General features: G+C 66.7%; 23 protein-coding genes, 2 tRNA genes, 3 rRNA genes and 1 other RNA gene. 16 read left to right on the top strand and 13 right to left on the bottom strand.

Translation table 11 applies throughout. From position 1 onward, the window contains the following. The 5 genes from rdgB (at position 1) to pepQ (ending at position 6,034) form a co-directional block, all read left to right on the top strand. The gene (rdgB, locus tag ACW5E8_RS08130) at positions 1-594 is read left to right on the top strand and encodes an RdgB/HAM1 family non-canonical purine NTP pyrophosphatase (protein WP_456964952.1); all 594 of its coding nucleotides are present in this window, start codon (positions 1-3) and stop codon (positions 592-594) included. Next, a complete protein-coding gene (gene hemW / locus ACW5E8_RS08125; protein WP_456965271.1) occupies positions 591-1,748 on the top strand; it encodes a radical SAM family heme chaperone HemW in 1,158 nt (385 codons plus the stop codon). Before rdgB ends, hemW begins: the two co-directional genes overlap by 4 nt. A gap of 104 nt (positions 1,749-1,852) precedes the next feature. After that, the gene (locus ACW5E8_RS08120; RefSeq protein ID WP_456964951.1) at positions 1,853-4,288 is read left to right on the top strand and encodes a DUF1631 domain-containing protein; all 2,436 of its coding nucleotides are present in this window, start codon (positions 1,853-1,855) and stop codon (positions 4,286-4,288) included. After that, a complete protein-coding gene (locus ACW5E8_RS08115; protein ID WP_456964950.1) occupies positions 4,285-4,635 on the top strand; it encodes a PilZ domain-containing protein in 351 nt (116 codons plus the stop codon). The genes ACW5E8_RS08120 and ACW5E8_RS08115 overlap by 4 nt, the downstream gene beginning before the upstream one ends. A 61-nt stretch (positions 4,636-4,696) precedes the next feature. Further along, positions 4,697-6,034 (top strand): Xaa-Pro dipeptidase, encoded by a 1,338-nt coding sequence (pepQ, locus tag ACW5E8_RS08110; RefSeq protein ID WP_456964949.1) that lies wholly within the window; start codon positions 4,697-4,699, stop codon positions 6,032-6,034. Between the two features lie 19 nt (positions 6,035-6,053). Here pepQ and ACW5E8_RS08105 read toward each other — a convergent pair whose 3' ends face one another. Both ACW5E8_RS08105 and ACW5E8_RS08100 read right to left on the bottom strand, forming a co-directional pair. Continuing rightward, positions 6,054-7,370, bottom strand: a complete 1,317-nt coding sequence (locus tag ACW5E8_RS08105) for an aminopeptidase P N-terminal domain-containing protein (RefSeq protein ID WP_456964948.1) — start codon at positions 7,368-7,370, stop codon at positions 6,054-6,056. 10 nt (positions 7,371-7,380) lie between these two features. Continuing rightward, complete coding sequence (locus ACW5E8_RS08100) at positions 7,381-7,926, bottom strand: UPF0149 family protein (protein ID WP_456964947.1); 546 nt, start codon at positions 7,924-7,926, stop codon at positions 7,381-7,383. Positions 7,927-8,049: 123 nt separating this feature from the next. Between ACW5E8_RS08100 and ACW5E8_RS08095 the strand changes: the two genes are divergently transcribed. The 7 genes from ACW5E8_RS08095 (at position 8,050) to rpiA (ending at position 12,842) form a co-directional block, all read left to right on the top strand. Next, a complete protein-coding gene (locus tag ACW5E8_RS08095) occupies positions 8,050-10,266 on the top strand; it encodes a putative bifunctional diguanylate cyclase/phosphodiesterase (RefSeq protein ID WP_456964946.1) in 2,217 nt (738 codons plus the stop codon). Positions 10,267-10,298: 32 nt separating this feature from the next. Continuing rightward, the gene (locus ACW5E8_RS08090; RefSeq protein WP_456964945.1) at positions 10,299-10,520 is read left to right on the top strand and encodes a TIGR02449 family protein; all 222 of its coding nucleotides are present in this window, start codon (positions 10,299-10,301) and stop codon (positions 10,518-10,520) included. Further along, on the top strand, positions 10,517-10,810 hold the full coding sequence (locus ACW5E8_RS08085; RefSeq protein ID WP_456964944.1) for a cell division protein ZapA: 294 nt from the start codon (positions 10,517-10,519) through the stop codon (positions 10,808-10,810). Before ACW5E8_RS08090 ends, ACW5E8_RS08085 begins: the two co-directional genes overlap by 4 nt. Before the next feature lie 96 nt (positions 10,811-10,906). Further along, positions 10,907-11,092: non-coding RNA, 6S RNA (ssrS, locus tag ACW5E8_RS08080), on the top strand. A gap of 45 nt (positions 11,093-11,137) precedes the next feature. After that, on the top strand, positions 11,138-11,719 hold the full coding sequence (locus ACW5E8_RS08075; protein ID WP_456964943.1) for a 5-formyltetrahydrofolate cyclo-ligase: 582 nt from the start codon (positions 11,138-11,140) through the stop codon (positions 11,717-11,719). Further along, the gene (locus ACW5E8_RS08070; protein ID WP_456964942.1) at positions 11,716-12,198 is read left to right on the top strand and encodes an EVE domain-containing protein; all 483 of its coding nucleotides are present in this window, start codon (positions 11,716-11,718) and stop codon (positions 12,196-12,198) included. Before ACW5E8_RS08075 ends, ACW5E8_RS08070 begins: the two co-directional genes overlap by 4 nt. Continuing rightward, on the top strand, positions 12,195-12,842 hold the full coding sequence (gene rpiA, locus ACW5E8_RS08065) for a ribose-5-phosphate isomerase RpiA (RefSeq protein ID WP_456964941.1): 648 nt from the start codon (positions 12,195-12,197) through the stop codon (positions 12,840-12,842). Before ACW5E8_RS08070 ends, rpiA begins: the two co-directional genes overlap by 4 nt. A 36-nt stretch (positions 12,843-12,878) precedes the next feature. On the opposite strand, the gene ACW5E8_RS08060 is transcribed toward rpiA, so the two are convergent. From ACW5E8_RS08060 to ACW5E8_RS08030, 7 genes are all read right to left on the bottom strand, one after another. Beyond that, positions 12,879-13,430 (bottom strand): hypothetical protein, encoded by a 552-nt coding sequence (locus ACW5E8_RS08060; RefSeq protein WP_456964940.1) that lies wholly within the window; start codon positions 13,428-13,430, stop codon positions 12,879-12,881. Next, positions 13,417-13,944 carry a hypothetical protein gene (locus tag ACW5E8_RS08055; protein WP_456964939.1) on the bottom strand — a complete coding sequence of 176 codons (528 nt, stop codon included), beginning with the start codon at positions 13,942-13,944 and terminating at the stop codon, positions 13,417-13,419. Before ACW5E8_RS08055 ends, ACW5E8_RS08060 begins: the two co-directional genes overlap by 14 nt. Before the next feature lie 121 nt (positions 13,945-14,065). After that, positions 14,066-14,179, bottom strand: a 5S ribosomal RNA gene (rrf, locus tag ACW5E8_RS08050). Between the two features lie 173 nt (positions 14,180-14,352). After that, positions 14,353-17,233 (bottom strand): 23S ribosomal RNA (locus ACW5E8_RS08045). A gap of 208 nt (positions 17,234-17,441) precedes the next feature. Continuing rightward, positions 17,442-17,518, bottom strand: a tRNA-Ile gene (locus tag ACW5E8_RS08040). Between the two features lie 15 nt (positions 17,519-17,533). Further along, positions 17,534-17,609, bottom strand: a tRNA-Ala gene (locus ACW5E8_RS08035). Between the two features lie 97 nt (positions 17,610-17,706). Then, positions 17,707-19,251, bottom strand: a 16S ribosomal RNA gene (locus tag ACW5E8_RS08030). The 16S, 23S and 5S rRNA genes sit together here with 2 tRNA genes alongside, the layout of an rRNA operon. 672 nt (positions 19,252-19,923) lie before the next feature. Here ACW5E8_RS08030 and ACW5E8_RS08025 point away from each other — a divergent pair. Further along, the gene (locus tag ACW5E8_RS08025) at positions 19,924-20,373 is read left to right on the top strand and encodes a DUF192 domain-containing protein (protein ID WP_456965270.1); all 450 of its coding nucleotides are present in this window, start codon (positions 19,924-19,926) and stop codon (positions 20,371-20,373) included. Between the two features lie 39 nt (positions 20,374-20,412). On the opposite strand, the gene ACW5E8_RS08020 is transcribed toward ACW5E8_RS08025, so the two are convergent. Beyond that, the gene (locus ACW5E8_RS08020) at positions 20,413-20,640 is read right to left on the bottom strand and encodes a rubredoxin (RefSeq protein WP_456964938.1); all 228 of its coding nucleotides are present in this window, start codon (positions 20,638-20,640) and stop codon (positions 20,413-20,415) included. 34 nt (positions 20,641-20,674) lie between these two features. On the opposite strand from ACW5E8_RS08020, the gene thiE reads away from it, so the two are divergent. Genes thiE through ACW5E8_RS08005 form a run of 3 tightly spaced genes read left to right on the top strand, consistent with a single transcriptional unit; the run spans position 20,675 to position 23,284 of the window. Beyond that, on the top strand, positions 20,675-21,331 hold the full coding sequence (thiE, locus tag ACW5E8_RS08015) for a thiamine phosphate synthase (RefSeq protein WP_456964937.1): 657 nt from the start codon (positions 20,675-20,677) through the stop codon (positions 21,329-21,331). A 49-nt stretch (positions 21,332-21,380) separates the two neighbouring features. After that, positions 21,381-22,673: a glutamate-1-semialdehyde 2,1-aminomutase gene (gene hemL, locus ACW5E8_RS08010; protein ID WP_456964936.1), complete on the top strand. Its 1,293-nt coding sequence runs from the start codon at positions 21,381-21,383 to the stop codon at positions 22,671-22,673. Continuing rightward, positions 22,670-23,284 carry an HAD family hydrolase gene (locus tag ACW5E8_RS08005; protein ID WP_456964935.1) on the top strand — a complete coding sequence of 205 codons (615 nt, stop codon included), beginning with the start codon at positions 22,670-22,672 and terminating at the stop codon, positions 23,282-23,284. Before hemL ends, ACW5E8_RS08005 begins: the two co-directional genes overlap by 4 nt. 15 nt (positions 23,285-23,299) lie before the next feature. Here the strand turns inward: ACW5E8_RS08005 and ACW5E8_RS08000 are convergent, their stop codons facing one another. From ACW5E8_RS08000 to ACW5E8_RS07990, 3 genes are read right to left on the bottom strand one after another with little or no spacing between them, the layout of a single operon-like run. Beyond that, positions 23,300-24,529, bottom strand: a complete 1,230-nt coding sequence (locus ACW5E8_RS08000; protein ID WP_456964934.1) for an acetylornithine transaminase — start codon at positions 24,527-24,529, stop codon at positions 23,300-23,302. A 10-nt stretch (positions 24,530-24,539) separates the two neighbouring features. Continuing rightward, entirely contained in the window at positions 24,540-25,355 is an 816-nt protein-coding gene (locus tag ACW5E8_RS07995; protein ID WP_456964933.1) for an SDR family oxidoreductase, read from the bottom strand. A gap of 41 nt (positions 25,356-25,396) precedes the next feature. Further along, a complete protein-coding gene (locus ACW5E8_RS07990; protein ID WP_456964932.1) occupies positions 25,397-26,062 on the bottom strand; it encodes a serine/threonine protein kinase in 666 nt (221 codons plus the stop codon). Positions 26,063-26,069: the final 7 nt, after the last annotated feature.

Here is a 26,069-nt window from a genome sequence, read left to right as displayed (position 1 = left end):
GTGGACCTGGTGCTGGCCAGCGGCAATGCCGGCAAGCTCGCCGAATTGCATTCGCTGCTGGGCGATGACGGGTTCAGGCTGCGCGCGCAGTCGGAGTTCGGCGTCGTCGACGTCGAGGAAACCGGCCTGAGCTTCGTCGAGAACGCCCTGCTCAAGGCGCGCCACGCGGCACGGGCGACCGGGCTCCCGGCGCTGGCCGACGACTCCGGCCTGTGCGTGGACGCCCTCGGCGGCGCGCCCGGGCTGTACTCCGCGCGTTACGCAGGTCCCGGTGGCGACGCCGGGCGCAACATCGAACGCCTGCTGCGCGAGCTGGACGGCGTCGGCGACGCGGCGCGCGGCGCCAGCTTCCACTGCTGCATCGTGCTGCTACGCCACGCCACCGACCCCTGCCCGCTGGTGGTTGAAGGCAGCTGGCGCGGCCGCATCCTGCGCGACCCACGGGGCGACGGCGGCTTCGGCTACGACCCGGTGTTCCTGGATCCCGACAGCGGCCAGACCGCCGCCGAACTGCCGGCCGCCACCAAGAACGCGGTCAGCCACCGCGGCCGCGCGCTGGCCGCGCTGCGCGCGCGCCTGCCCGAACTCGCCTGACCATGCTCGTGCCACCGCCGCTGTCGCTCTACGTGCACCTGCCCTGGTGCGTGCGCAAATGCCCGTACTGCGACTTCAACTCGCACGAGCAGCGCGGCGCCCTGCCCTTCGGCGATTACGTGCGGGCGCTCATCGCGGACCTCGAGCACGACCTGCCGCTGGCCTGGGGCCGCACCGTGCACAGCGTGTTCTTCGGCGGCGGCACGCCTTCGCTGTTCCCGGCGGATGCGATCGACGACTTCCTGCAGCAGGCCAGCGCGCGGCTGCGCTTCGCGCCCGGCTGCGAGATCACGCTCGAAACCAACCCCGGTACCGCCGAGCACGGCCGCTTCGAGGGCTACCTCGCCGCCGGCGTCAACCGCCTGAGCTTCGGCATCCAGAGTTTCGACGACGGCTGCCTGCAGCGCCTGGGCCGCATCCACGACAGCAGCGAGGCGGATGCGGCTGTGAAACTCGCCCAGGACGCGGGCTTCGACAACATCAACCTCGACCTGATGTACGCACTGCCCGGCCAGGACCTGGCCGGCGCCGCCACCGACCTCGAGCGCGCCTTCGCGCTGCAACCCGCGCACGTCTCGCACTACCAGCTCACCCTGGAGCCGAACACGCTGTTCGCCGCGCGGCCGCCCGGCGGCATTCCCGACGAGGACGCGGCCTGGGACATCCAGGAACACTGCCAGGAGATGCTGGCCGCGGAAGGCTTCGAGCATTACGAAGTCAGCGCCTACGCCCGCCCCGGCCGGCAGTGCGCGCACAACCTCAACTACTGGCGCTTCGGCGATTACCTCGGCATCGGCGCCGGCGCCCACGGCAAGATCAGCCTGGGCGCCGCGCAGACCGTGCGCCGGCGCTGGAAGCTCAAACACCCCACGGCCTGGATGCCGGTGGCCGGCAGCGACGCCGCGCTGGGCGGTGACGAGGACGTCGAGTCGTCGCGCCTGCCCTTCGAATACATGCTCAACGTGTTGCGCCTGCACGAGGGGTTCGCGCTGGCCGACTTCGAGGCGCGCACCGGCCTGCCGCGGACCGCGATCGACCGCGAGCTGGGCGAGGCCGTGTCCCGCGGCTGGCTGCACATCGGCGGCGAACGCGTGGTCCCCACCGCGCTGGGGCGGCGCCTGGGAAACGACGTGGTCTCGCTGTTCCTGGCGTGATCGAGAACCCGCGACTCCGATGGCCGGTCGCGCGCACATCCTGCGTGCTGGCCGTTATACCGTGCCCGTGATATGAAGATCACCGGGGAACAAGCCACGCACTCATGTCATTGACGACCCATCCAAACGACAGCCCCGGGCAGCGAAGCCTGGCGGCCGCTGAGCTGCCGCGGCGCGTGCGCAAGGCGCTCGATGCGGCGCTGAGACTGGTGTCGATGGAACTCGATACCTACCTGGCACTGCTGCTCGACGAATACGAGCAGGAACTGTTCCGACTGGCCGAGCGCGCACGCCATCCCGGCAGCGAGTCCGCCTACGTGCAGGCACTCCGCACCTTCCGCAGCAACCGCTCGGACCTGGTGCCGCAGTTCATGCTCGAACTCGAGGCGGGGCTGGCGACCCTGCGCACGCCACCCGTCACGTCCACGCCGGCGACGTCGCGTGCAACGCCGGCCGCCGGACGCGTACTGAGCCTGGTCGACGATTCCATGATCGACGAGGACACCCTGCTGCGCGAAATCGCCACCCGGCAGGAGGGCCGCGCCAGCCTGCCGATGCACCTGCTCGGCCAGCGCTTCGGCGTGCTGGCCGGCACGCCCGCGATGGATGCCGAACGCCTGCCGCTCGGACCGCAGGCCGTGTGCCGCGCGCTGCGCAACGCCTGCCGGTCGCTGCAGGTGGGCCCGGAGGCGCGTGAACTCCTGTACCGGTTGTTCGACCGCATGGTCATGGCGCACTACGCGCCCGTGCTCGAGAAGCTGGACGCCACGCTGGACCAGGCCGGGATCCTCAAAGGCCTGACCTACGTGCCCGTGCGCCTGCGCGCGTCACCTCGCAGCTCCGCCGAAGAGGCCGCGGAAAACGCGGCACCCGGCCAGGCCACCGGGCGCCGCAAGGCGGGCGCACAGGGCGCCACGGCCGAGAGCCGGGACAGCGGTGCATCCGACCAGGGGCACCACGCCGGGGACACGGCGGCCCGGGACAGCTCCGGTTCGGGCCCGGCCGCCGGTGCAGCGGGCGCGCGCGCGCGGCAGCCCGGTATTCCAGGCATGCCCGGCGGCGCCGGGCAACCGCACACGGGCTGGATGGCGGAAACCACCACTGCCCTCGCCGGCAGCGACGAACAGGCGTCCTATACCGCCCTGCAGCAGTTGCTGGCCGGGCGCCGGGCGCTGATCGGCAAGCTCAAGGCCGGCAAGAGCGCAGGGCCGATGGCGACGCTGGGGACCGGCGAGCTGATGCATGCGCTGGGAACGCTGCAGCGCCAGCCCAGCGGCCCCGGCGGCGCCAAGCCGAACCTCATGGACGTGCGCCAGATGCTGTTGGCGCAGGCGCGGCAGCGGCACGGCAAGGGTGCGGCCCTGTCGCAGCGCGACAACGACACCTTCGAGCTGCTGCACCTGCTGTATGGCCAGCTCGAGGGCGAGATCCAGACCGACGCGCCGGCCGCGGCGCTGATCCGGCGCCTGCAGCTGCCCCTGCTGCGCGTCGCGCTGCAGGACCAGGCGTTCTTCGTCCAGGCCACCCACCCGGCGCGCGAACTGCTCAACACCGTCGCCGAAACCGCCGCCAGCTGGCTGGACAAGGACGACGTCGACCCGCAGCTCCTGGAGCCGCTGCAACAAGCGGTCAACCACGTCGTCGACCAGTACGACGGCGACAGCAAGGTGTTCGAGACCAGCAACGAGAAGTTGCAGGCGCACCTGCAGGCGCAGGTGCGCAAGGCCGAGATGCTCGAGCGCCGGCACATCGAGGCCGCGCGCGGCAAGGAGAAGCTCGAGGTCGCCAAGCGGCGGTCGGCGACGGTCCTTGAAAAGCTGTTGGGCGACCAGCGGATCCCCAAGTTCTCCAAGGCACTGCTCAACCAGGCCTGGGCCGACGTGCTGACCCTGACGCTGCTGCGCCAGGGCGAATCGTCGCCGGAATGGCAGGCCCAGCTCGATGCCACGCGGCGCATCATCACCGCCTGCGCGCGCGGCGAGGAGATCGCCGACCCGGCGCTGGCCAGCCACGTCGAAGCAGCCCTGTCGCAGGTCGGCTACCACGCCGAAGAGGCCGGCATCATCACCGCGCGCCTGACCAGCAGCCGCAGCGACGAAGACGATCCGGCCTCGCGCACGGAGCTTGCGATGAAGCTCAAGGCGCGCACCCGGCTCGGCGAAGACGCCGAACGCGCGCGCCGCCCCGACCTGCCGCCGCGCACGCCCGAGGAGCAGGCGCGCTACGACCAGCTGCGGGTGATGCCCTTCGGCACCTGGATCGAATTCACCCTGAACCAGCAGGGCGACGTGGTGCGCCGGCGCATGTCCTGGTTCAGCCCGGTGACCGACAACGCGCTGTTCGTGAACCAGCGCGGCCAGCGCATCGGCGAGCATTCGCTGGATTCCCTGGCGCGGATGGTCGTGGCCGGCCAGGCCCGCATCGTCACCGCCGAGCGCGGGCGCCTGGTCGACCGCGCCTGGCAGGCGGCGCTGCGGACCCTGCGCAGCTTCGCCGGCCGCGGCGACGCGCTGCCCATCACCGGGGACGCACACGCATGATCAACGAGTTCCGCCGCGCACGCCGCCGCAAGGCACCCGACACCATCCTCGTGGTCGATGCCATGACCGAGCGCGTGGTCGGCCGCATCGGCAACCTGTCGGAGACCGGCATGCTGCTGATGGCCGGCACCCCGCTGGTCGACGATGCGCTGTACCAGTTCCGCTTCAGCCTGCCTGCGGCAAGCGGCGGTGAATCCACCATCGAGATCGGCGTGCACCTGCTGTGGATGGACCAGGCCAGCGCGCCCGGCCAGGTCTGGGCGGGATTCCGCTTCATCGGCACCACCGAGCAGCAGGCGGCCCCGCTGCGCTCATGGATCGACGCGCCCGGCAGCCGCTACGAATAGCGTCTCGGCGGGATCGCGGTCGATGCGGCAAAATGGGCCTTCCCCCGTACATGTAGCCGCCATGACCTCCCAGACCGCTGCCGCCCTCTACCCCGCCCACATCGAAACGCTGTCCGCCCGCGCCGCGGTGGCCCTGGAGCGCGGCGGCTTCGACCACCTGGTGGTGCCCAGTGGCACCCTGCACTACCAGGTCTTCGACGACCGCGACTATCCCTACGCCGCCAACCCGCAGTTCAAGGCCTGGGCGCCGCTGGTCCGCAACCCCGGCAGCTGGCTGGTGTTCACGCCGGGCGCGCGGCCGAAGCTGGTCTACCTGCAGCCGCGCGACTACTGGCACGTGGTGCCGGATGCGCCCTCGGGCTACTGGGTCGAGCACTTCGACATCGAAGTGGTGCGCAATCCCGACGACGCCCTGCAGCACCTGCCGCGCAACGCCACCCGCTGCGCCATCCTCGGCGAGCCGCAGAGCGCGCTGGGCCGCTACGGCGCATTCGCGCCCAACAATCCGCAACCGGTGCTGGATTACCTCGACTACCACCGCGCCTACAAGACGCCCTACGAGCTGGCGATGATGCGCGAGGCCACGCGGCACGCCGTGCGCGGCCATCGCGCCGCCGAACGCGCCTTCCGTGCCGGCGCCAGCGAGTTCGGCATCCACCTGGCGTACTGCCAGGCGGTCGGGCAGGACGCCAACGAGCTGCCCTACAGCAACATCGTCGCGCTCAACACGCATGGCGCGGTGCTGCACTACACCGAACGCGACCGCCTGCCGCCCAAGCCCGTGCGCAGCTTCCTGCTCGACGCCGGCGCCGGCCATGCCGGCTACGCCGCCGACATCACCCGCACCCACGCCATCGATCGCGACGGGGAGTTCCAGGCCTTCATCGACGCCATCGACCGCGCCGAGCTGGCGATGTGCGACCAGGTCCGCGCCGGCGTCGACTACCGCCAACTGCATCTCGATGCCCACCTGGCGCTGTCCGGCGTGCTGAAGGAGTTCGGCATCGTGAAGTGCGGCGCCGAAGAGGCGGTGGCCACGGGCCTGAGCTCGAGCTTCTTCCCGCACGGCATCGGCCACGGCCTGGGCCTGCAGGTGCACGATGTCGCCGGCTTCGCCGCTTCCGACGCCGGCGGCACCATCGACAAGCCCGAAGGCCATCCCTACCTGCGCCTGACGCGCGAACTCGCGCCCGGCATGGTGGTGACCATCGAGCCCGGCCTGTACTTCGGCGACATGCTGATGGAGGACCTCGCGGCCGGCGACAACGCAGGGCTGGTCGACTGGGATCGGATCGACGCCTTCCGCCCGTTTGGCGGCGTGCGCATCGAAGACAACGTCGTGTGCACCGACGACGCGCCGGTCAACCTGACGCGCGAGGAATTCACCGCGCTGGCCTGAGCCCGGGGCGTCGCGCGGCTCAGGCGGCCATGAACGCCTCGATCTCGTCCGCGCTGCGCGCCAGGCCGGCGGTGAGCACCTCGTGGCCGTCGCGCGTGATGGCCACGTCGTCCTCGGTGCGGATGCCGATGCCGCGCCACTTCGCCGCCACGCCGGTGTCCCCCGGCGGGATGTAGATGCCCGGCTCGATGGTGTAGACCATGCCCGGCTCGAGCAGGCGCGACTCGCCGTCGATCCGATAGTCACCGACGTCGTGCACGTCCAGGCCGATCCAGTGCCCGGTCTTGTGCGGATAGAAGCGCTTGTAGGCGCTGTCGGCGAGCGCCTTGCGCAGCGTGCCCTTGAGCAGGCCAAGCGACAGCATGCCCTCGGTCAGCACCTCGACCGCCGCCTCGTGGCCGGCCTCGTACGGGACGCCGGGCCGTGCCTGGGCGAGCGCTGCGGCATGCGCGGCACCCACCAGGTCGTGCAGCACGCGCTGCTCGCGGCTGAAGCGCCCGTCAACGGGAAAGGTTCGGGTGATGTCGGCGGCGTAGCCGCAGTGCTCGGCGCCGGCGTCGACCAGGACCAGGTCGCCGCGGCGCGCGACGGCATCGTTGGCGCGATAGTGGAGCACGCATGCGTTCGCGCCGGCGCCGACGATGCTGCCGTAGGCGGGCTCGGTGCCGGCGGCGCGGAACACGCGTTCGAGTTCGGCCTGCAGTTCGTACTCGCGCATGCCGGCGCGCGCGCTGCGCATCACCGCCTGGTGGGCCTGCACCGTGACCTTGGCCGCGCGCCGCATCAGCTTCAGTTCGTCGGCGGTCTTGAACAGGCGCATCTCGTCGAGCAGGTGGCCGAGTTCGAGAAACTCGTGCGGCGGCTGGGCGCCGTGGCGCACCTGCGCACGGACCCGGTTCAGCCAGCCGATCAGCTTGAGGTCGAAGTCGGTGTCGCGGCCGAAGTGGTAGTACACGCGGCGGCGGCCCTCGAGCAGGCCGGGCAGGATGTCGTCGAGATCGTCGATCGCATACGCGTCGTCGACGCCCAGCGCTTCGGGCGCACCTTCGGGTCCGACGCGCGGACCATCCCAGGCCTCGCGCACGGGGTCGCGTTCGCGGCAGAACAGCAGCGACTCGCCATGCGCGCGGCCGGGCACCAGCACCAGCACGGCATCGGGCTCCTCGAAGCCGCTCAGGTACAGGACGTCGGAGTCCTGCCGGTAGGGATGGAACGTGTCCCGACTGCGCACGCGCTCGGGCGCGGCGGGCAGGATGAGGATGGCTTCATCGCCGGCCATGCGCATCAGCTGGCGGCGACGGCGCCCGTAGCTGGCCAGCGTAGTGGCAAGGGCCATGCCGCGGCCTTCAGTTCAGGCTGTTGCGGTGCCGCGCGGCCAGCGCGCAATCACCGTGCAGGAGCAATGCGGCGACCCGCACGAACTCCTCGATCTCGGCCAGCGCGGCCTCGTCTTCTTCGTCGCCCTCGTCCTGCGCGGTGGCGCGGGCGAGGCGTGCAATGTCGGCGAGTGCCTCCTCGCCCTCTCCCGACAGCCGCGGGTCGGCGCCGGCGGCGAGCCCGAAGGCGCCGACGAAACCGCGGCACCAGTCGAACAGCGCGCCGCTGCGTTCCGCCAGCGAGGCCTCTTCGCCGGGACCAAGCAGGACCAGGCCGAAATCGCGGTCCTCGAACTGGGCGCGGGTCGCGACCTGCAGCCGTGCAAGCACCGAGCCGTCCGGCGGAGCAGGCAGGGTGTCGTCCACCATGACCTGCGCCAACCAGTTGCCGGCGGCGTCGCCACCGCCGGCGAGCCAGCCGCACAGGCCGCCATGGAGTTCGGCGGCAGGCGTGGCGAGTTCGGATTCGCGGCAGGCCTGCTCGACTTCGGACAGGGAAGGCAATGATTCGGACATGGGTACGGAAGCGGCTGCGAAGGGCCGGCGCAGTGTACCGCCGCGGATGGCTTGTTGCCGGCGGCGCCCCATGCCTACACTGCAAGGACCGCCGGGGGAGGCGTGAGGGAATCCTGCGAGCCAGTGGCCGCTGAAACGCGCTTTGTGGTCGCCGTAGCGATGGCGCTGCTGTTCGCAGCGGCCTGCATCGCCGTGGCCCTGCGCGCCCGCGCCGCGCGGCGGGCGGTGGCGCGCCTGCAGGATCGCGAGCTGGGCTTCCGGATGGCGCTGTGGGCGAGCGGCCAGCGCTACTGGGACTTCCACGTCCCGACCGCGCGCCTGCGCTACCTGGTCGCCCGTCACGACACGGGCCGCAGCTACGACTTCAGCTCTGAGCAGGCCGACCCCGCGGCCGTGATCCACCCCGAGGACCTGCCCGGCGTGGTCGATGCCATGCACCGCCACGTCGCGGGCGAGACATCGGAATTCGCATCCGAACACCGCGTCCGCGCCGACAGCCCGGTGTCCACGCGCGGCGAATGGGTCTGGATCCGCGCGCGCGGCCGCGCCGTGGAGTTCAATCCCGATGGCACGATCCTGCGCTTGGCCGGCACCTCCCTGGACATCGGCACCAGCCGCGCGGTGGAGCGCGAGAACCGCATCGCCAGTGAAGTCCTGCGCAGCATGAGCGAGGCCGTGGCCGTGCTCGACGCGCAGTTCCGCTTCCTCTCGGTGAACCCCGCCTTTGCCCGGATCACGGGCCACGACGCGGCCGATGTCGCCGGGCGTGGCGTGAGCGTGCTCGACAGCCTCGAACACGACCCGTCGAGCGGCCGCGCGATGCGCGAAGCCGTCGCGCGCGATGGCCGCTGGTCGGGCGAGATGTGGCAGCGGCAGCGGAACGGCGAGGAGTTCCTGTGCGCGGTCGAGGCCGCGACGGTGCTTGGCAGCGACGCCGACGGCGAGCGCATGTACGTGCTGATGCTCAGCGACATCACGCTCCACAAGCGTGCCGAAGAGGAGCTGCGCTACCTGGCGAACTTCGACGCGCTGACCAACCTGCCCAACCGCTCGCTGCTCGCAGAGCGGCTGTCGCGCGCGATCGTGCGCGCGCGCCGCGAGGGCTCCAGGGTGGCGGTGCTGTTCCTCGACCTCGACCGCTTCAAGGACATCAACGACTCGCTCGGCCACGCCGTGGGCGACCGCATCCTGCGTGCCGTGGCCGCCCGTCTGCAGCAGGCCGTCGGCCACGGGCAGACCGTGGCGCGGCTGGCCGGCGACGAGTTCACGGTGATCCTCGAAGACCTGGCGGTCCCCGAGGACGCCGAGCGGGTGGCACGCGAGATCATCATGGCCTTCGAGGCGCCGCTGGTGCCGGAGGACGGCCAGGAGGTATCGGTGTCGGCATCCATCGGCATCAGCCTGTATCCCGACCACGCGCAGGTGCCCACGGAGCTGCTCAAGCGCGCCGATGCCGCCATGTACCAGGCCAAGGCCGCGGGCCGCCGCACCTGGATGCGCTACGACGACAGCATGGAGGCCGCGATCCGGCGGCGCGCGACGCTGGCGGGCGCGCTGCACAAGGCGCTCGACCGCGGTGAACTGCGCGTGGTCTACCAGCCGCGGCAGTCGCTTGCGACGTCGCGCATCACCGGCGCCGAAGCCCTGCTGCGCTGGACCAGCCCCGAACACGGCGAGATCCCGCCCGCGGACTTCATCCCGCTGGCGGAAGAGAACGGGATGATCCTCGAGATCGGTGAATGGGTGCTGCGCGAAGCCTGCCTGGCCCACCGACGCTGGCGGGAGCACGGGCTGTCCGACCTGACGGTCTCGGTGAACATGTCGGTGCTGCAGCTGCTGCGCGGCGATTTCGCCGAAGTCGTGCGGCGGGTGCTTGACGACACCGGCGTTCCGCCGCAGGCGCTCGAGCTGGAACTCACCGAAAGCGTGCTGATGGCCAATGCCAGCCAGACCGCGCAGAAGCTGCAGGCCTTTCGCGAACTCGGCGTATCGCTGGCCATCGACGATTTCGGCACCGGCTACTCGTCGCTTGCCTACCTCAAGCGGCTGCCTATCACCACGCTCAAGATCGACCAGACCTTCATCGCCGACCTCTGCCATGACCGCGAAGGTGCATCGATCACCACCACGGTGATCGCCATGGCCCACGGACTGGGCCTGGTCGTGGTCGCCGAGGGCGTCGAAAACGAGGCCCAGGCGCGGTTCCTGGCGCAGCACCGCTGCGATGAGATCCAGGGCTACTGGGTCTCGCAGCCGATCGACGCGATGTCGTGCATGGCCTTCATCCGCAAGCGGCAGCTTGCCGTGGGCCAGCTCGCCGGCGCCGCGCGCGCGCCTTGACCGCCCCCGCCGGCCTGCCTATCGTGCCGGGAATGGACACCAAAGACGTGCTTGCCCAGCTGCAGAGGCTTTCCGAACGCTTCGACGAGCTGGCGGTGCGCACGCGTCGGCTGACGGAGGAAAATCGCAGCCTGCGCCAGCAGCATGAGCAGGTCTCGGGCGAACGCGCGCAGCTGCTGGCGAAGAACGAGCAGGCGCGCAGCCGCGTCGAAGCGATGATCGCGCGCCTGAAATCACTGGAGCAGCACACGTGAGCAATACCCAGGCGGTCAGCGTCCGCGTGCTGGACCGTGAATACACCGTGGGCGTGGGCAGCGGCGAGGTTGACGGCCTGATGTCCGCCGCGCGCCTGCTGGACACGCGCATGCGCGAGGTGCGCGGCGCGAACCGCATGGCCGCGATCGATCGCGTGGCGGTGCTTGCCGCGCTGAACCTCGCCCACGAGCTGGAACAGCTGAAGCGCGACGGCGAACGGCGCGACCGCGAACTGGCCGGCGCGCTGTCGGCCCTGCAGGCCAAGCTCGACGGCCTGCTCGATGCCTGATGGGTGCACGCACCGCGCGCGTGCCGTCGTGCGCAAGGTGAACGTCGGCCGACAGGTGGCCCTCGAAACACGAGACCCCGCGGTATACTGCGAACGCGTCCTCTGCCGTGACCGACGGCGCGCACAAACATTCGCCTTGTCCCTTAATGACGACCACGGGGACGCAACGGAAGCCTGGCGTGCATGTCCGCCCACGAGCGGAAAGCCCGAAGGCAGCCAAGCGTTCCCACTTGAACCCCGGGTTCAAGGTCGTTTGGCTCGCATCGACATGGTGGAGGACGTATTTCTTCTTTCCGGCAGGCCTGCGCACCGCGCGGTGGCGCCGGCATGACCTCGGCCCGCGCCGCACTCCGCGCGACCCTGCGCGAAAGCCGCCGTGCGGTGCCGCCGGCCGCGCGCATCGGTGCCGCGGGTGGCCTGGCCACCGAGCTGCTCGCCCAGCCGCTGGCGCCTGGTGCCAGGGTTGCCGGCTACTGGGCTGCCGATGGGGAAATCGCGCTGCATGCCTGGCAGCTGCGGCTCCCGCGCGACGTCATCTATTGCCTGCCCGTGCTGCACGGGGACGGCAGGCTGCGCTTCGCTCCATGGCGCGCGGGCGAAGCGGTCGAAGCCAACCGCTACGGCATCCCTGAACCCGTCGCCGCGCCGGACGCGCTGCTCGAGCCGTCGGCGCTGGACCTGGTCGTGGTTCCCCTCGTCGGCTTCGACACGCGCTGCCACCGGCTGGGCATGGGCGGCGGCTGGTACGATCGCAGCTTCGCGTTCCGCCACCGCCAACCGGCCCCACCGCGGCTGGTCGGTGCGGCGTTCGCGCTCCAGCAGGTTGCAGGCGAGCTCCCCAGCGAAGACTGGGACGTGCAGCTCGATGCGGTCTGCACCGATCAATCCACCCTCGCGCGTCCGACATGAGCACTGGCAAGCGAAAGCGTTACTGGCTGATGAAGTCCGAGCCCGAGGACTTTTCGATCGACGACCTCGAGCGCGTCGGCACCGAGCCCTGGACGGGCGTCCGCAACTACCAGGCGCGCAACTTCATGCGCGACGGCATGCAGGTCGGCGACGGGGTGCTGTTCTATCACTCCAACTGTACCGTGCCTGGCATCTATGGCATCGCGGAAGTGGCCAGCAGCGCCTACCCGGATCCCACGCAGTTCGACGGCAAGTCCAAGTACTTCGATCCCAAGTCGACGCCCGAGGAACCGCGCTGGATGCTGGTCGACGTCGGCTTCGTGCGGCATCTCGCCGGACCGGTCACGCTTGAAGCCATCCGCGGCCGTTCCACGGCGCTGGGCGAAGATTTCGCCCTGATCCGCAAGGGCACCCGCCTGTCGGTGCTGCCGGTGACCGCCGCGCAGTGGAAAGTCCTGTTGGCCATGGAGCCGAAATGAGCGACGCAAAGCGCCTGGCTGGCGAAAAGGCCATCGACTACGTCGAGGATGGGATGGTGGTGGGGGTCGGCACGGGCTCGACGGTCACCTACTTCATCGATGCACTGGCCGCCATGCGCGACCGCATCGCCGGTGCCGTATCGAGTTCGGAGCAGAGCACGCAGCGACTGCGCGGCCACGGCATCGAGGTGCTGGATCTCAACGCCTGCGGCCCCATTCCGCTGTACGTCGACGGCGCCGATGAATGCGATCCCGGCAAGCGCCTGATCAAGGGCGGTGGCGCCGCGCTCACGCGCGAGAAGATCATCGCCGAGGCAGCCGCGACCTTCGTCTGCATCATCGACCCATCCAAAGAGGTTCCCGTGCTCGGGCGTTTCCCCTTGCCGGTCGAGGTGGTCCCGATGGCTCGCAGCCTGGTTGCCCGCGAGATCGTCGCGATGACCGGAGGTCAGCCGGTCTGGCGCCAGGGCACCGTGACCGACAACGGCAACTGGGTGCTCGACATCCACGGACTGTCCATCACCGACCCCGTGGCGCTTGAGCAATCGCTCAACCAAGTGCCCGGCGTGGTCAGCGTGGGGATCTTCGCGCGACGCCCTGCCGACGTGGTGATCGTCGGCGGGACGCCTCCGCTGGTGCGATGACGGCCGAGAGGGACTCGATCCTCTCAGCCGACAGGCTCAGCCACCGATATCTTCGTCGTAGGTGATGCTCAGATAGTGCAGGACCATGCTCGGGCCGAGCAAGCACTGCACCGCGGGCCTGAAGATATGTTCCGGAGCGCCGGCAATCTCGCTCGGCTGCCATGTCAGGGGCACGCCACGCGCGCCACCCGTCAGCAACGTCGACTTCGTGCGATACACCGCGTCCGAGCTTGCGCCTTGCTGCAGCCCATCCACGAACGTACAGCTGACACCGCCGGTCACGTTTGCTGAAGCGCCCACTTCGACCAGCACCTTCATCGCTCCCCGCCCCGCAGGACGGGGGTCACTGACAAGTGCACATGAAACAAAGGCGGCCGTCGTACCTTCATTTACCAGGCCCAGTGGCCGCGAGCGGAGCTTGGTACCGTACTGGTGGGTCGCAGGCTGACAGATTGCGGCGGCCCCCTGATAGTCGTAGCGCTCGACCTCTACGGCAGCAGCGGTGCCTGCCTGCCCTGCAAGCAGCAGGGCGGCGATCACCGCAGCGGTGCATGCGGGCAGCCGCCCGCGCACGTCAGGCGCCGACATCTTCGTTGTACTCACGACGGGTGTGCTGCAGCGAAGTCTGCGGCGGCAGCGTGCAACTCAAGGATGGGCGGTCAATGCCCGAAGGCTTCGAGTTTTCAACCTCGCCCGGCACCCACGCCAGCTCGGCGAACCCGCCGGCGGGGATGCTGACCGTCTTGGGGGTATAGCTTGCGTACACCAGGGCCCCGGTCTGGTGACCGTTGACGAGGGTGCAGGTGACGTTCTGGGCAACGGTGTGGAAGTTGCTGACGACCACAGAGAGGCGCTTTGCAGCGCGCACGCTGCCCGTCCGGTCATCGCCCTGCCAGTTGCAGGTGACGAATGCATTGGCGGAGGACTCGTTCCCCACCGCCAGCGGACGGTAACGGGTACCGACCGCGAAGGCACTGGTCGCCGCCTTGCACATGCCGGTGGCTCCCTGCACGTCGACGCGCGCCACTTCTGCCGCTCCAGCACTCAATGACAGGCCCAGGAAACAGCTTGCGGTAAACAGGATGCATGTTGCACGACGCATGGAAATCACCGGTACGTAGGGAAGTCGCCCACGTTATCCGAGGGCAGGGCGACGCGCAAGATCGCTGGAACACGCACAAAGAAAAACCCCGCAGCCGTGGCTGCGGGGTTTTGGGGTAAAACCCTGGCGATGACCTACTCTCGCATGCTAAATGCACACTACCATCGGCGCATGCGCGTTTCACTTCCGAGTTCGGAATGGGATCGGGTGGTTCCACGCAGCTATTGTCACCAGGGAGAGGGTGGAGGGTCGCGGGCCGTTGCCGGCTTGACGCGCACACGCTCTCGTTGGTTTGCCTCGGAACGGAGCCATGAATCAGCTCCGCCGTTGGCGAATAAGGTAGGGACGTAGCGAACTTTTGGGGTCGAACATCGACGCGTCGTCGAGTCCAAGGCCACTTGAGGTTATATGGTCAAGCCTCACGGATCATTAGTACTGGTTAGCTCAATACATTGCTGTACTTACACACCCAGCCTATCAACCACCTAGTCTTGATGGTTCCTTTAGGGGGCTTGTGCCCCGGGAGATCTCATCTTGAGGCGCGCTTCCCGCTTAGATGCTTTCAGCGGTTATCGCTTCCGAACGTAGCTACCCGGCAATGCCACTGGCGTGACAACCGGAACACCAGGGGTTCGTCCACTCCGGTCCTCTCGTACTAGGAGCAGCCCCTCTCAAATCTCCAACGCCCATGGCAGATAGGGACCGAACTGTCTCACGACGTTCTGAACCCAGCTCGCGTACCACTTTAAATGGCGAACAGCCATACCCTTGGGACCGACTACAGCCCCAGGATGTGATGAGCCGACATCGAGGTGCCAAACACCGCCGTCGATATGAACTCTTGGGCGGTATCAGCCTGTTATCCCCGGAGTACCTTTTATCCGTTGAGCGATGGCCCTTCCATACAGAACCACCGGATCACTAAGTCCTAGTTTCCTACCTGCTTGATCCGTCGATCTTGCAGTCAAGCACGCTTATGCCTTTGCACACAGTGCGCGATGTCCGACCGCGCTGAGCGTACCTTCGAGCTCCTCCGTTACTCTTTGGGAGGAGACCGCCCCAGTCAAACTACCCACCATACACGGTCCCCGATCCGGATAACGGACCTAGGTTAGAACGTCAAGCACGACAGGGTGGTATTTCAAGGATGGCTCCACTGCAGCTAGCGCCACAGTTTCACAGCCTCCCACCTATCCTACACAGACGAACTCAACGTTCAGTGTAAAGCTATAGTAAAGGTTCACGGGGTCTTTCCGTCTTGCCACGGGAACGCTGCATCTTCACAGCGATTTCAATTTCACTGAGTCTCGGGTGGAGACAGTGCCGCCATCGTTACGCCATTCGTGCAGGTCGGAACTTACCCGACAAGGAATTTCGCTACCTTAGGACCGTTATAGTTACGGCCGCCGTTTACCGGGGCTTCGATCAAGAGCTTCGCCTTGCGGCTGACCCCATCAATTAACCTTCCGGCACCGGGCAGGCGTCAGACCCTATACGTCCACTTTCGTGTTTGCAGAGTCCTGTGTTTTTGATAAACAGTCGCAGCGGCCTGGTATCTGCGGCCCCCCTCAGCTCAGCCACGCATGTGGCCACCAAAGGGGGCGTACCTTCTCCCGAAGTTACGGTACCATTTTGCCTAGTTCCTTCACCCGAGTTCTCTCAAGCGCCTGAGAATTCTCATCCTACCCACCTGTGTCGGTTTACGGTACGGTCTGCACAAGCTGAAGCTTAGGAGCTTTTCCTGGAAGCGTGGTATCGGTCACTTCGCTCTAATGAGCTCGTCTCGGTGCTCGGTCTTAAAGGGTCCCGGATTTGCCAAAGACCCAAACCTACCGCCTTTCCCCGGGACAACCAACGCCCGGTAGACCTAACCTTCTCCGTCCCTCCATCGCACTTGTGCGAGGTGCTGGAATATTAACCAGCTTCCCATCGACTACGCATTTCTGCCTCGCCTTAGGGGCCGACTCACCCTGCGTCGATTAACGTTGCGCAAGGAAACCTTGGGCTTTCGGCGTGGGGGCTTTTCACCCCCATTATCGTTACTCATGTCAGCATTCGCACTTCCGATACCTCCAGCAGACTTCTCAATCCACCTTCAACGGCTTACGGAACGCTCCTCTACCGCGCATCACAAAGTGATGCACCCCAAGCTTCGGTTCCATGCTTAGCCCCGTTAAATCTTCCCCGCAGACCGACTCGACCAGTGAGCTATTACGCTTTCTTTAAAGGATGGCTGCTTCTAAGCCAACCTCCTGGCTGTCTGTGCCTTTCCACATGGTTTTCCACTCAGCATGGAATTTGGGACCTTAGCTGTGGGTCTGGGTTGTTTCCCTTTTCACGACGAACGTTAGCACCCGCCGTGTGTCTCCCGCATATTCTGTCTTGGTATTCGGAGTTTGCAATGGTTTGGTAAGTCGCAATGACCCCCTAGCCATAACAGTGCTCTACCCCCAAGAAGATTCGTGCGAGGCGCTACCTAAATAGCTTTCGAGGAGAACCAGCTATCTCCGGGTTCGATTAGCTTTTCACTCCTAATCACACCTCATCCCCTACCTTTGCAACGGGAGTGGGTTCGGGCCTCCAGTACCTGTTACGGTACCTTCACCCTGGGCATGACTAGATCACCCGGTTTCGGGTCTACTGCCCGCGACTATGCGCCCTTATCAGACTCGGTTTCCCTTCGCCTCCCCTATACGGTTAAGCTCGCCACGAACAGTAAGTCGCTGACCCATTATACAAAAGGTACGCAGTCACCCCGAAGGGCTCCTACTGCTTGTACGCACACGGTTTCAGGGTCTATTTCACTCCCCTCACCGGGGTTCTTTTCGCCTTTCCCTCACGGTACTGGTTCACTATCGGTCGGTCAGGAGTATTTAGCCTTGGAGGATGGTCCCCCCATGTTCAGACAGGGTTTCTCGTGCCCCGCCCTACTCACTTATCATCATTCCGGCCCTTTCGCATACAGGGCTGTCACCTTCTATGGCCAGTCTTTCCAGACTGTTTTGCTAGAACCGGAACAACTTTTGGGCTGCTCCCCGTTCGCTCGTCGCTACTAGGGGAATCTCGGTTGATTTCTTTTCCTCCGGGTACTTAGATATTTCAGTTCCCCGGGTTCGCCTTGCATGGCTATGTATTCACCATGCAATACTCCTTGCGGAGTGGGTTTCCCCATTCGGACATTGCCGGATCAAAGCTTGTTGCCAGCTCCCCGACACTTTTCGCAGGCTACCACGTCCTTCATCGCCTCTGACCGCCAAGGCATCCACCGTGTGCGCTTATTCGCTTGACCATATAACCCCAAGTCGCCTCGGGATTATTCGTCGCGAATAGATACGACAACTTCAAATGTAGGGCCTCTAGGGCCCCGCCTTAGCCTCAACGACACGTTTGGATATTCGTCTCAAACGCTCGCTACGTCCCTAATTTTCAAAGAACACGAACCGGCCACAATGCCAATCCGATTCAAATCTTTAGTGTGTGCGCAGATCATCCAGGGGTGGTGGGTCTGGGAGGACTCGAACCACCGGCCTCACCCTTATCAGGGGTGCGCTCTAACCACCTGAGCTACAGACCCAATGTTTGTCCAGCGTGGTGGAGCCAGTCGGGATCGAACCGACGACCCCCTGCTTGCAAAGCAGGTGCTCTCCCAGCTGAGCTATGGCCCCGTATAAAAGGGGTCGGTTCCCGGCTTTCGCCGTGGAACTCCTGGATGCAGGTCACTTGTGCGGACGCCTGACAGGCAATTAGCTGTCTTTAGTCTCTAAAGGAGGTGATCCAGCCGCACCTTCCGATACGGCTACCTTGTTACGACTTCACCCCAGTCATCGGCCACACCGTGGCAAGCGCCCTCCCGAAGGTTAAGCTACCTGCTTCTGGTGCAACAGACTCCCATGGTGTGACGGGCGGTGTGTACAAGGCCCGGGAACGTATTCACCGCAGCAATGCTGATCTGCGATTACTAGCGATTCCGACTTCACGGAGTCGAGTTGCAGACTCCGATCCGGACTGAGAGAAGGTTTCTGGGATTGGCTTGCCCTCGCGGGTTTGCAGCCCTCTGTCCTTCCCATTGTAGTACGTGTGTAGCCCTGGCCGTAAGGGCCATGATGACTTGACGTCATCCCCACCTTCCTCCGGTTTGTCACCGGCGGTCTCCTTAGAGTTCCCACCATTACGTGCTGGCAACTAAGGACAAGGGTTGCGCTCGTTGCGGGACTTAACCCAACATCTCACGACACGAGCTGACGACAGCCATGCAGCACCTGTGTTCGAGTTCCCGAAGGCACCAATCCATCTCTGGAAAGTTCTCGACATGTCAAGGCCAGGTAAGGTTCTTCGCGTTGCATCGAATTAAACCACATACTCCACCGCTTGTGCGGGCCCCCGTCAATTCCTTTGAGTTTCAGTCTTGCGACCGTACTCCCCAGGCGGCGAACTTAACGCGTTAGCTTCGATACTGAAGACTCAATTGTCCCCAACATCCAGTTCGCATCGTTTAGGGCGTGGACTACCAGGGTATCTAATCCTGTTTGCTCCCCACGCTTTCGTGCCTCAGTGTCAGTGCTGGTCCAGATGGCCGCCTTCGCCACGGATGTTCCTCCTGATATCTACGCATTTCACTGCTACACCAGGAATTCCGCCATCCTCTACCGCACTCTAGCCCGCCAGTATCCAGTGCAATTCCCAGGTTGAGCCCAGGGCTTTCACATCAGACTTAACGAACCACCTACGCACGCTTTACGCCCAGTAATTCCGAGTAACGCTTGCACCCTTCGTATTACCGCGGCTGCTGGCACGAAGTTAGCCGGTGCTTATTCTTTGGGTACCGTCAGAACAACCGGGTATTAACCGATTGCTTTTCTTTCCCAACAAAAGAGCTTTACAACCCGAAGGCCTTCTTCACTCACGCGGCATGGCTGGATCAGGCTTTCGCCCATTGTCCAATATTCCCCACTGCTGCCTCCCGTAGGAGTCTGGACCGTGTCTCAGTTCCAGTGTGGCTGATCATCCTCTCAGACCAGCTACGGATCGTCGCCTTGGTGGGCCATTACCCCTCCAACTAGCTAATCCGACATCGGCTCATCTATCTGCGCGAAGCCCGAAGGTCCTCCGCTTTCACCCGTAGGTCGTATGCGGTATTAGTCCCGGTTTCCCGAGGTTATCCCCCACAAATAGGCAGATTCCGATGTATTCCTCACCCGTCCGCCACTCGCCACCCAGAGAGCAAGCTCTCCTGTGCTGCCGTTCGACTTGCATGTGTTAGGCCTGCCGCCAGCGTTCACTCTGAGCCAGGATCAAACTCTTCACTTAAAATTGCATGGACCTAAGTCCAAACTCTTGAGTGCAGTCGTCGTTACCTGAGCTCGAACCACTCGCGTGCATTTCTGCATTTGATTGATTTGTTGCTCTTGTGACGTACGTCTGCAATATGGACAACCATCCACTTGCCAGACGTCCGCACAAGTCACCTGCGCACACTGTCAAAGATCTTGGAAGAGGCCTCAGCGCCTGCTTCGCAGTCCCTGGCGTTTCCGCCGGGGTGAGCCGCCCATTATAGCGCGACTTTTGCTTCCGTCAACACCCTGTGGGCGTTTTCTTCAGCGTCCTTCGGAGGTGGCGGTCAGCGACCGTTTCGTCCGAGGGAGCCGCACATTGTAGTGCGACTTTCGCTTCCGTCAACACCCTGTGTGGGGTTGATTTCAGCCTCCCTTTCCGTCGTGGCCCGAAGGCCGTTTCCGTCTGGGGAGCCGCACATCTTAGCGCGGTTTTGAAGAACGTCAACACCCTGTGAAGCAGTATTTTTCGTTCCTCTCCCCGCCCTGGTCGCCGACTGCGTCGACCGCACCGTGGCGGGGCGCGCATTGTGCAGTGCCCGAATCGTTTTGGGAAGGGGGTATGCGCAAAGACTTGACCGCCGCGCCCGGCTCCAAGACTGTTGGGCGCTGATCCTTCTATATGTAAAGGGTGGACCCTCCCATGCGCATGCCATTCATCGCCGCACTGTTGTGCTGCACCAGCCTGCTCGCGAGCGCCTGCGCGAGCGACGCGCGCTGGGTGGAGCTCGCCGGAGAGCGCTATCGCGTGGAAGTGGCCGTCGACGACGAGACGCGCGCACGCGGCCTGATGTTCCGCGACGTGCTCGCGGAGGGCCACGGCATGCTCTTCATCCATGAACGGGAGGAGCGCCTGGCGTACTGGATGAAGAACACGCGGATCCCGCTCGACATCCTGTACTTCGACGCCTCGTTGCGGCTGGTGTCGCAACAGCGCGACGTCCCGCCGTGCTCAGCGGGCGATCGCTGCCCGCCCTACCCGAGCCGCGGGGCGGCACTGTATGTGCTGGAACTCAATGCCGGCGAAGCGCGCCGGCTGGGCCTCGAGGACGGGGCAGAACTGGAACTCGGGCCGGGAATCGCGGCACCCGTTCACTGAACGCGGCGCCGGCGGGCCCTGCCAACACCGCTGCAGGCCTCAGAGCGCCATCATCTCGAAGTCGTCCTTGGTGACGCCGCAGTCGGGGCACGTCCAGGTCTCCGGCACGTCTTCCCAGCGCGTCCCTGGCGCGATGCCTTCTTCGGGCAGCCCCTGGGCTTCGTCATAGATGAAGCCGCAGACGACGCACATCCAGGTGCGCAAGGCGGTGGCGGACTCGTTCATCGGATAATGCGTCGGCAAGCGCGCGCATGCGCGGGCCCTCATTGTCACACTCCGCCTGTCGACAGGAAACCACGCGATGCCGGACATGAAAACGCCACCGACGCGCGTACCACCGACCGGGCGCGGACTCTATCTGTTGACGCCCGACGACACCGTCACCGCGCGCCTGCTGGCCAGGGTGTCGGTGGTGATCGACCACGCCGCGCTGCTGCAATACCGCAACAAGCGCGCCGACGCCGCGCTTGCACATGAACAGGTGGCGGCCCTGCTGCCCCTGTGCCGGACGCGCGGCGTGCCCCTGCTCGTGAACGATGACTGGCGGCTGGCGCTGGCCTGCGGCGCGGACGGCGCGCACCTGGGGGAAAGCGATGGCGACCTCCGCGCGGCACGCAAGGCACTGGGCGACCACGCGATCATCGGCGCCTCCTGCTACGACAGCCTGGCCACGGCCGAAGCCGCGGCGAACGCCGGCGCCAGCTACCTCGCGTTCGGCGCCTGTTTCCCCTCGCCCACAAAACCGCTGGCCCGCCGGGCGACGCCGGAGCTGCTGCGCAACGCCGCGGGCTTCGGCCTGCCTCTGGTGGCTATCGGGGGCATCACGCCCGACAATGCCCGCATCGTGATTGAAGCCGGCGCGGACCTCGTCGCTGTGATCAGCGGCGTGTTCGACGCGCCGGACCCAGCGGCCGCGGCCCGCGCATATCAACGGGCGTTCCAGCCCGGCAGGGATTAGTGCCTCCCCCCGATCCACAGGCACACCGACATACAGGAACCGAGTTGCGATGAAGCATGAGAAGTCAAAGGCCTTGTTCGCCCGCGCCCGCGAGCTGATCCCCGGCGGCGTCAATTCGCCGGTGCGCGCGTTCAAGTCGGTGGGCGGCGAACCGTTTTTCGTCGAGCGCGCCGATGGCGCCTACCTCCATGACGTCGACGGCAACCGTTATATCGACTACGTGGGCTCTTGGGGGCCGATGATCGTCGGCCATAACCATCCCCGGGTGCGCGAGGCGGTGCAGGCGGCCATCGCCAGCGGCCTGTCCTTCGGGGCGCCCTGCCCGGCCGAGGTCACCATGGCCGAGACCATCACCCGCATCGCGCCCTCCTGCGAAATGGTGCGCATGGTGAACTCCGGCACCGAGGCCACGCTGTCGGCCGTGCGCCTGGCGCGCGGCGCCACCGGGCGGCAGCGCATCGTCAAGTTCGAGGGCTGCTACCACGGCCACGGCGACTCCTTCCTGGTCAAGGCCGGCAGCGGCATGCTGACCTTGGGCGTACCGACCTCGCCCGGCGTGCCCGCCGGACTGAGCGAACTCACGTCGACCATCAGCTACAACGACTTCGAAGGCGCGACCAGGCTGTTCGAGGAGATCGGCAGCGAAGTGGCGGCCGTGATCATCGAGCCGGTTGTCGGCAACGCCAATTGCCTGCCGCCGCGCGAGGGCTACCTGCAGCACCTGCGCGAACTGTGCACGCGATACGGCGCGCTGCTGATCTTCGACGAGGTCATGACCGGCTTCCGCGTGGCGCTGGGCGGCGCCCAGGCGCGCTATGGCGTCACGCCCGACCTGACCACTTTTGGCAAGATCATCGGCGGCGGCATGCCGGTGGGCGCCTACGGCGGCCGCCGGGACCTGATGGAGCAGATCGCGCCTGCAGGCCCGATCTACCAGGCCGGCACGCTCAGCGGAAACCCGGTGGCCATGGCCGCAGGCCTGGCGATGCTGGAGCTGGTGCAGGCACCGGGCTTCCACGACCGCCTCGAGGCGACCGCCAACACGCTGTGCGACGGCCTGGAACAGGCCGCGCGCGATGCCGGCGTGCCGCTGACCACCAACCGCGTCGGCGCGATGTTCGGCCTGTTCTTCACCGACCGGAAGGTCGACACCTACGCCGATGCGATCGCCTGCGACACGGCCGCGTTCAACCGCTTCTTCCACGCCATGCTCGAGCGCGGCGTGTTCCTCGCGCCCTCGGCCTACGAGGCCGGCTTTATTTCCAGCGCCCATGACGACGCCGTGGTCGAGGCGACGCTGGCCGCGGCGCGCGAGGCGTTCCGGGTGGTCGCCGCCGGGTGAGACCACGCATTCGCCAGGTGCTGTTCGACTTCGACGGCGTGCTGGCGCGTTACGAACACCACCTGCGGCTAGGGTCGCTGGCCGGCCACGCCGGCTGCGACCCGGGGCACGTGCACGAGGCGCTGTTCGCCTCCGGCCTTGAAACGGAGTACGACAGCGGACTGGTCGATACCGCGACCTACCTCGGCCGCCTTGGCGACGCCTTGGGTTGCACGATCGACGAGGAAGCGTGGCTGGCGTCGCGGCGCGCCTGCACGGCAGCGGATGCCGATGTGCTCGCCAGGGTGGCCTCGCTGGATGCCGCGCTGCGGCTGGGCGTATTGACCAACAACGGCCCGCTGTTGGAGCGCGCGATCCCCGGAATCATCGCGCCGGTATCACGCCGGTTCGAAGGCCGTGTCCTGACCAGCGGCTCGCTCGCAATGCGAAAGCCGGATCCCCGGACCTTCCTCGCGGCGCTGGAGCGCCTCGGCTGGGACACAGGCGGCACCCTGTTCCTGGACGACAAGTTCGCCAACGTGCAGGGTGCCCGGCGCGCCGGCCTGCACGCCGATACGGTGAACGATGCACGCTCGCTGCGGCGGGTGCTCGGGCGCTACGGCCTGGCTTGAGCGGGCGCGCTGCTGTCAGCGTGCGAAATCCGCGAGCGCCCTGCGCAGGCGCACCAGGCCGTCGGCCACCTCGTCATCATTGATGGTCAGCGCGGGCACGAAGCGCAGCACATCGGGGCCGGCCTGAAGCAGCAGCAGGCCACGTCCGGCGGCGAGGTCAAGGATCTCGCCCGCGCGGCCCGCGAACGCGGGCTCCAGCACGGCGCCAAGCATCAGGCCGCGGCCACGCACCTCCGAGAACACGCCGTACTCGGCATTGATCGCCGCGATGCCGGTACGCAGCGCCGCCTCCTGCCGAACCACGTTGGCCAGAACCCCCTCCGAACCCAGCTTGCGCAACGCCACCCGCGCCACCGCCGCCGCCAGCGGATTGCCACCAAACGTGGTGCCGTGGTCGCCGAACCGCATCGCGTCGGCCACCTTCGGCCCGGCGAGCATCGCACCCACGGGAAAGCCCCCGCCCAGCGCCTTGGCCAGGGTCACGACATCGGGCACCACGCCGTCGTGCCAGTGCGCGAACAGCGTGCCGGTGCGGCCCATGCCGGCCTGGATCTCGTCCAGCACCAGCAGTGCCCCATGGCGGTCGCACAGCGCGCGCACGGCCTGCAGGAAGCCGGGCGCGGCAGGCATCACCCCGCCTTCGCCCTGCACGGGCTCGAGCATGACCGCGGCGACATCGCCAGCGGCCATGGCAGCCTCGAGCTGTTCGATCGCGTTGAAGTCGACATAGCGGAAGCCGCCGGGCAGCGGTTCGTAACCCGCCTGGTACTTCGGTTGAGCGGTGGCGGTGACGGTGGCCAGGGTTCGGCCGTGGAAGCTGCCGCGGAAGGTGACGATGGTGCGCCGCTCGGGCTCGCGGCCCTGCGCGGCGGCCCATTTGCGCACCAGCTTGATCGCAACCTCGTTGGCCTCGGCTCCGGAATTGCACAGGAACACGCGCTCGGCGAAGCGCGAGGCGTCCACCAGCTCCTGCGCCAGCCGCAGCGGCGGCTCGCTGTGGAAGACATTGCTGGTGTGCCAGAGCTTGCCGGCCTGCTCGACCAGGGCCGCGACCAGGTCGGGATCCCCGTGACCCAGGCCGCAGACGGCGATGCCGGCGGAAAAATCGATGTACTCGCGCCCTTCGGTGTCCCAGACGCGGGCGCCGTGGCCCCGGTCCAGTACCAGGCGGCGCTGGCGGTACACGGGCAGGTAGTGCCGGTCGCCAAGCGCGATCAGGGCGTCGGGGTCGGTGTCGACGTGCATTCGGTCGGACTCAGTCAAGGAACAGGTCGGGCAGCAGCCGCGCTGCATCGGGGGCGTAGCGGTCGAAATCGGTCACCCCGGCCTCGCGCAGCACGTCCTCGTCGATCAGGAAGTTGCCGCTGAAGCCGCCGGCTTGCCGCACCAGTACCGCATGGGCGGCGTCGGCCACGATCTCCGGGCTGCGGCCATTCTCGGGCTCCACGCCCGGGATCATGTTCAGCGCATCGGTGCCGATGATGGTGCGTGGCCACAGCGCGTTGACCGCCACGCCCCGTGGCCCGAACTCTGCGGCCAGGCCCAGGGTCACGAAGCTCATGCCCATCTTCGCCAGCGTGTAGCCGGTGTGCGGGCCCCACCATTTCGGATCCAGCGACGGCGGCGGTGCCAGCGTGAGGATGTGCGGATTCGGCGCCTCGAGCAGGTAGGGCAGGCAGGCCTGGGCGCAGAGGAAGCTGCCGCGGGCGTTGACCTGCTGCATCAGGTCGAAGCGCTTCATCGGCGTCTCAAGCGCGCCGCGCAGCCAGATGGCGCTGGCGTTGTTCACCAGGATGTCGATGCCGCCGAAGGTGTCGACGGTCGCGGCGACCGCGGCACGCACCTGGTCTTCCTCGCGGATGTCGCACTTGAGCGCCAGCGCCTGGCCCCCGGCTTCGGCAATGGCCTTGGCCGCGGTGTGGATGGTGCCCGGCAGCCTCGGGTTGGGGACGTCCGATTTGGCGGCGACGGCCACGTTGGCGCCGTCGCGCGCGGCACGCAGCGCGATGGCGAGGCCGATGCCACGGGAGGCTCCGGTGATGAAGAGGGTCTTGCCGGAGAGAGTAGTCATGGATGGCACCGGGGTTGGGGAGGGTGGATCGGGACGGGCGCTCAGGGTTTCGGACCCTGCCCCTCGTTGTCTTCCCACTTCAGGATCCGGCGGGTGACGAAGCGGTAGACGGGCTTTCCCGTGGCGAACCAGACCTCGCGCAGCCAGGACGTACGCCGCAGCACCCGGCGTTCGACCGGAGTGATCGCTTCGGGACAGTAGGTGCGCTTGTGCTTGAGCAGGTGGCGCAGGTCCTCGCGCGCGAGCAGGCGCATCCAGCGCGAACGCGGGCGGCCGCGCACCGCCAGCTGGAAGTCGATCAGCGCCGGGCGACCGTCCTCGAGCACCAGCCAGTTGGCTTCTTTCGCTAGATCGTTGTGGGCCAGTCCACGCCGGTGCAGCTGCTGCAGCAGCCGGCGCGCGCGGCGGAAGTAGGCGATGTCGCCGCGCGGCGGACGCTGGTACATCGCATCGCCGGCCATGTAGCTGCGATCGAGCACGCGTCCGTTCCAGGCCAGCAACTGCGGCACGTCGGCCATCCCGGCCACTGCCTGCAGCCCGCGCGCCTCGCGCCGCGCCAGCCACCAGGCCGGCGGCCGCAGCCACCACGGCACGTGGCGGAGGTCACGGCGCACGAACGGCGTGCCATTCCGGGACCGCATCAGCGCGATGCGTCCGAAGCTGTCGGCCTTCAACGCGGCGACTTCGACTGAACCCGAGTGATCCATGTCCTCA

Source organism: Luteimonas sp. A649 (assembly GCF_054072735.1).
The sequence above is the reverse complement of the archived record's forward strand: the minus strand, read 5'-3'. Positions and strand labels throughout refer to the sequence as shown.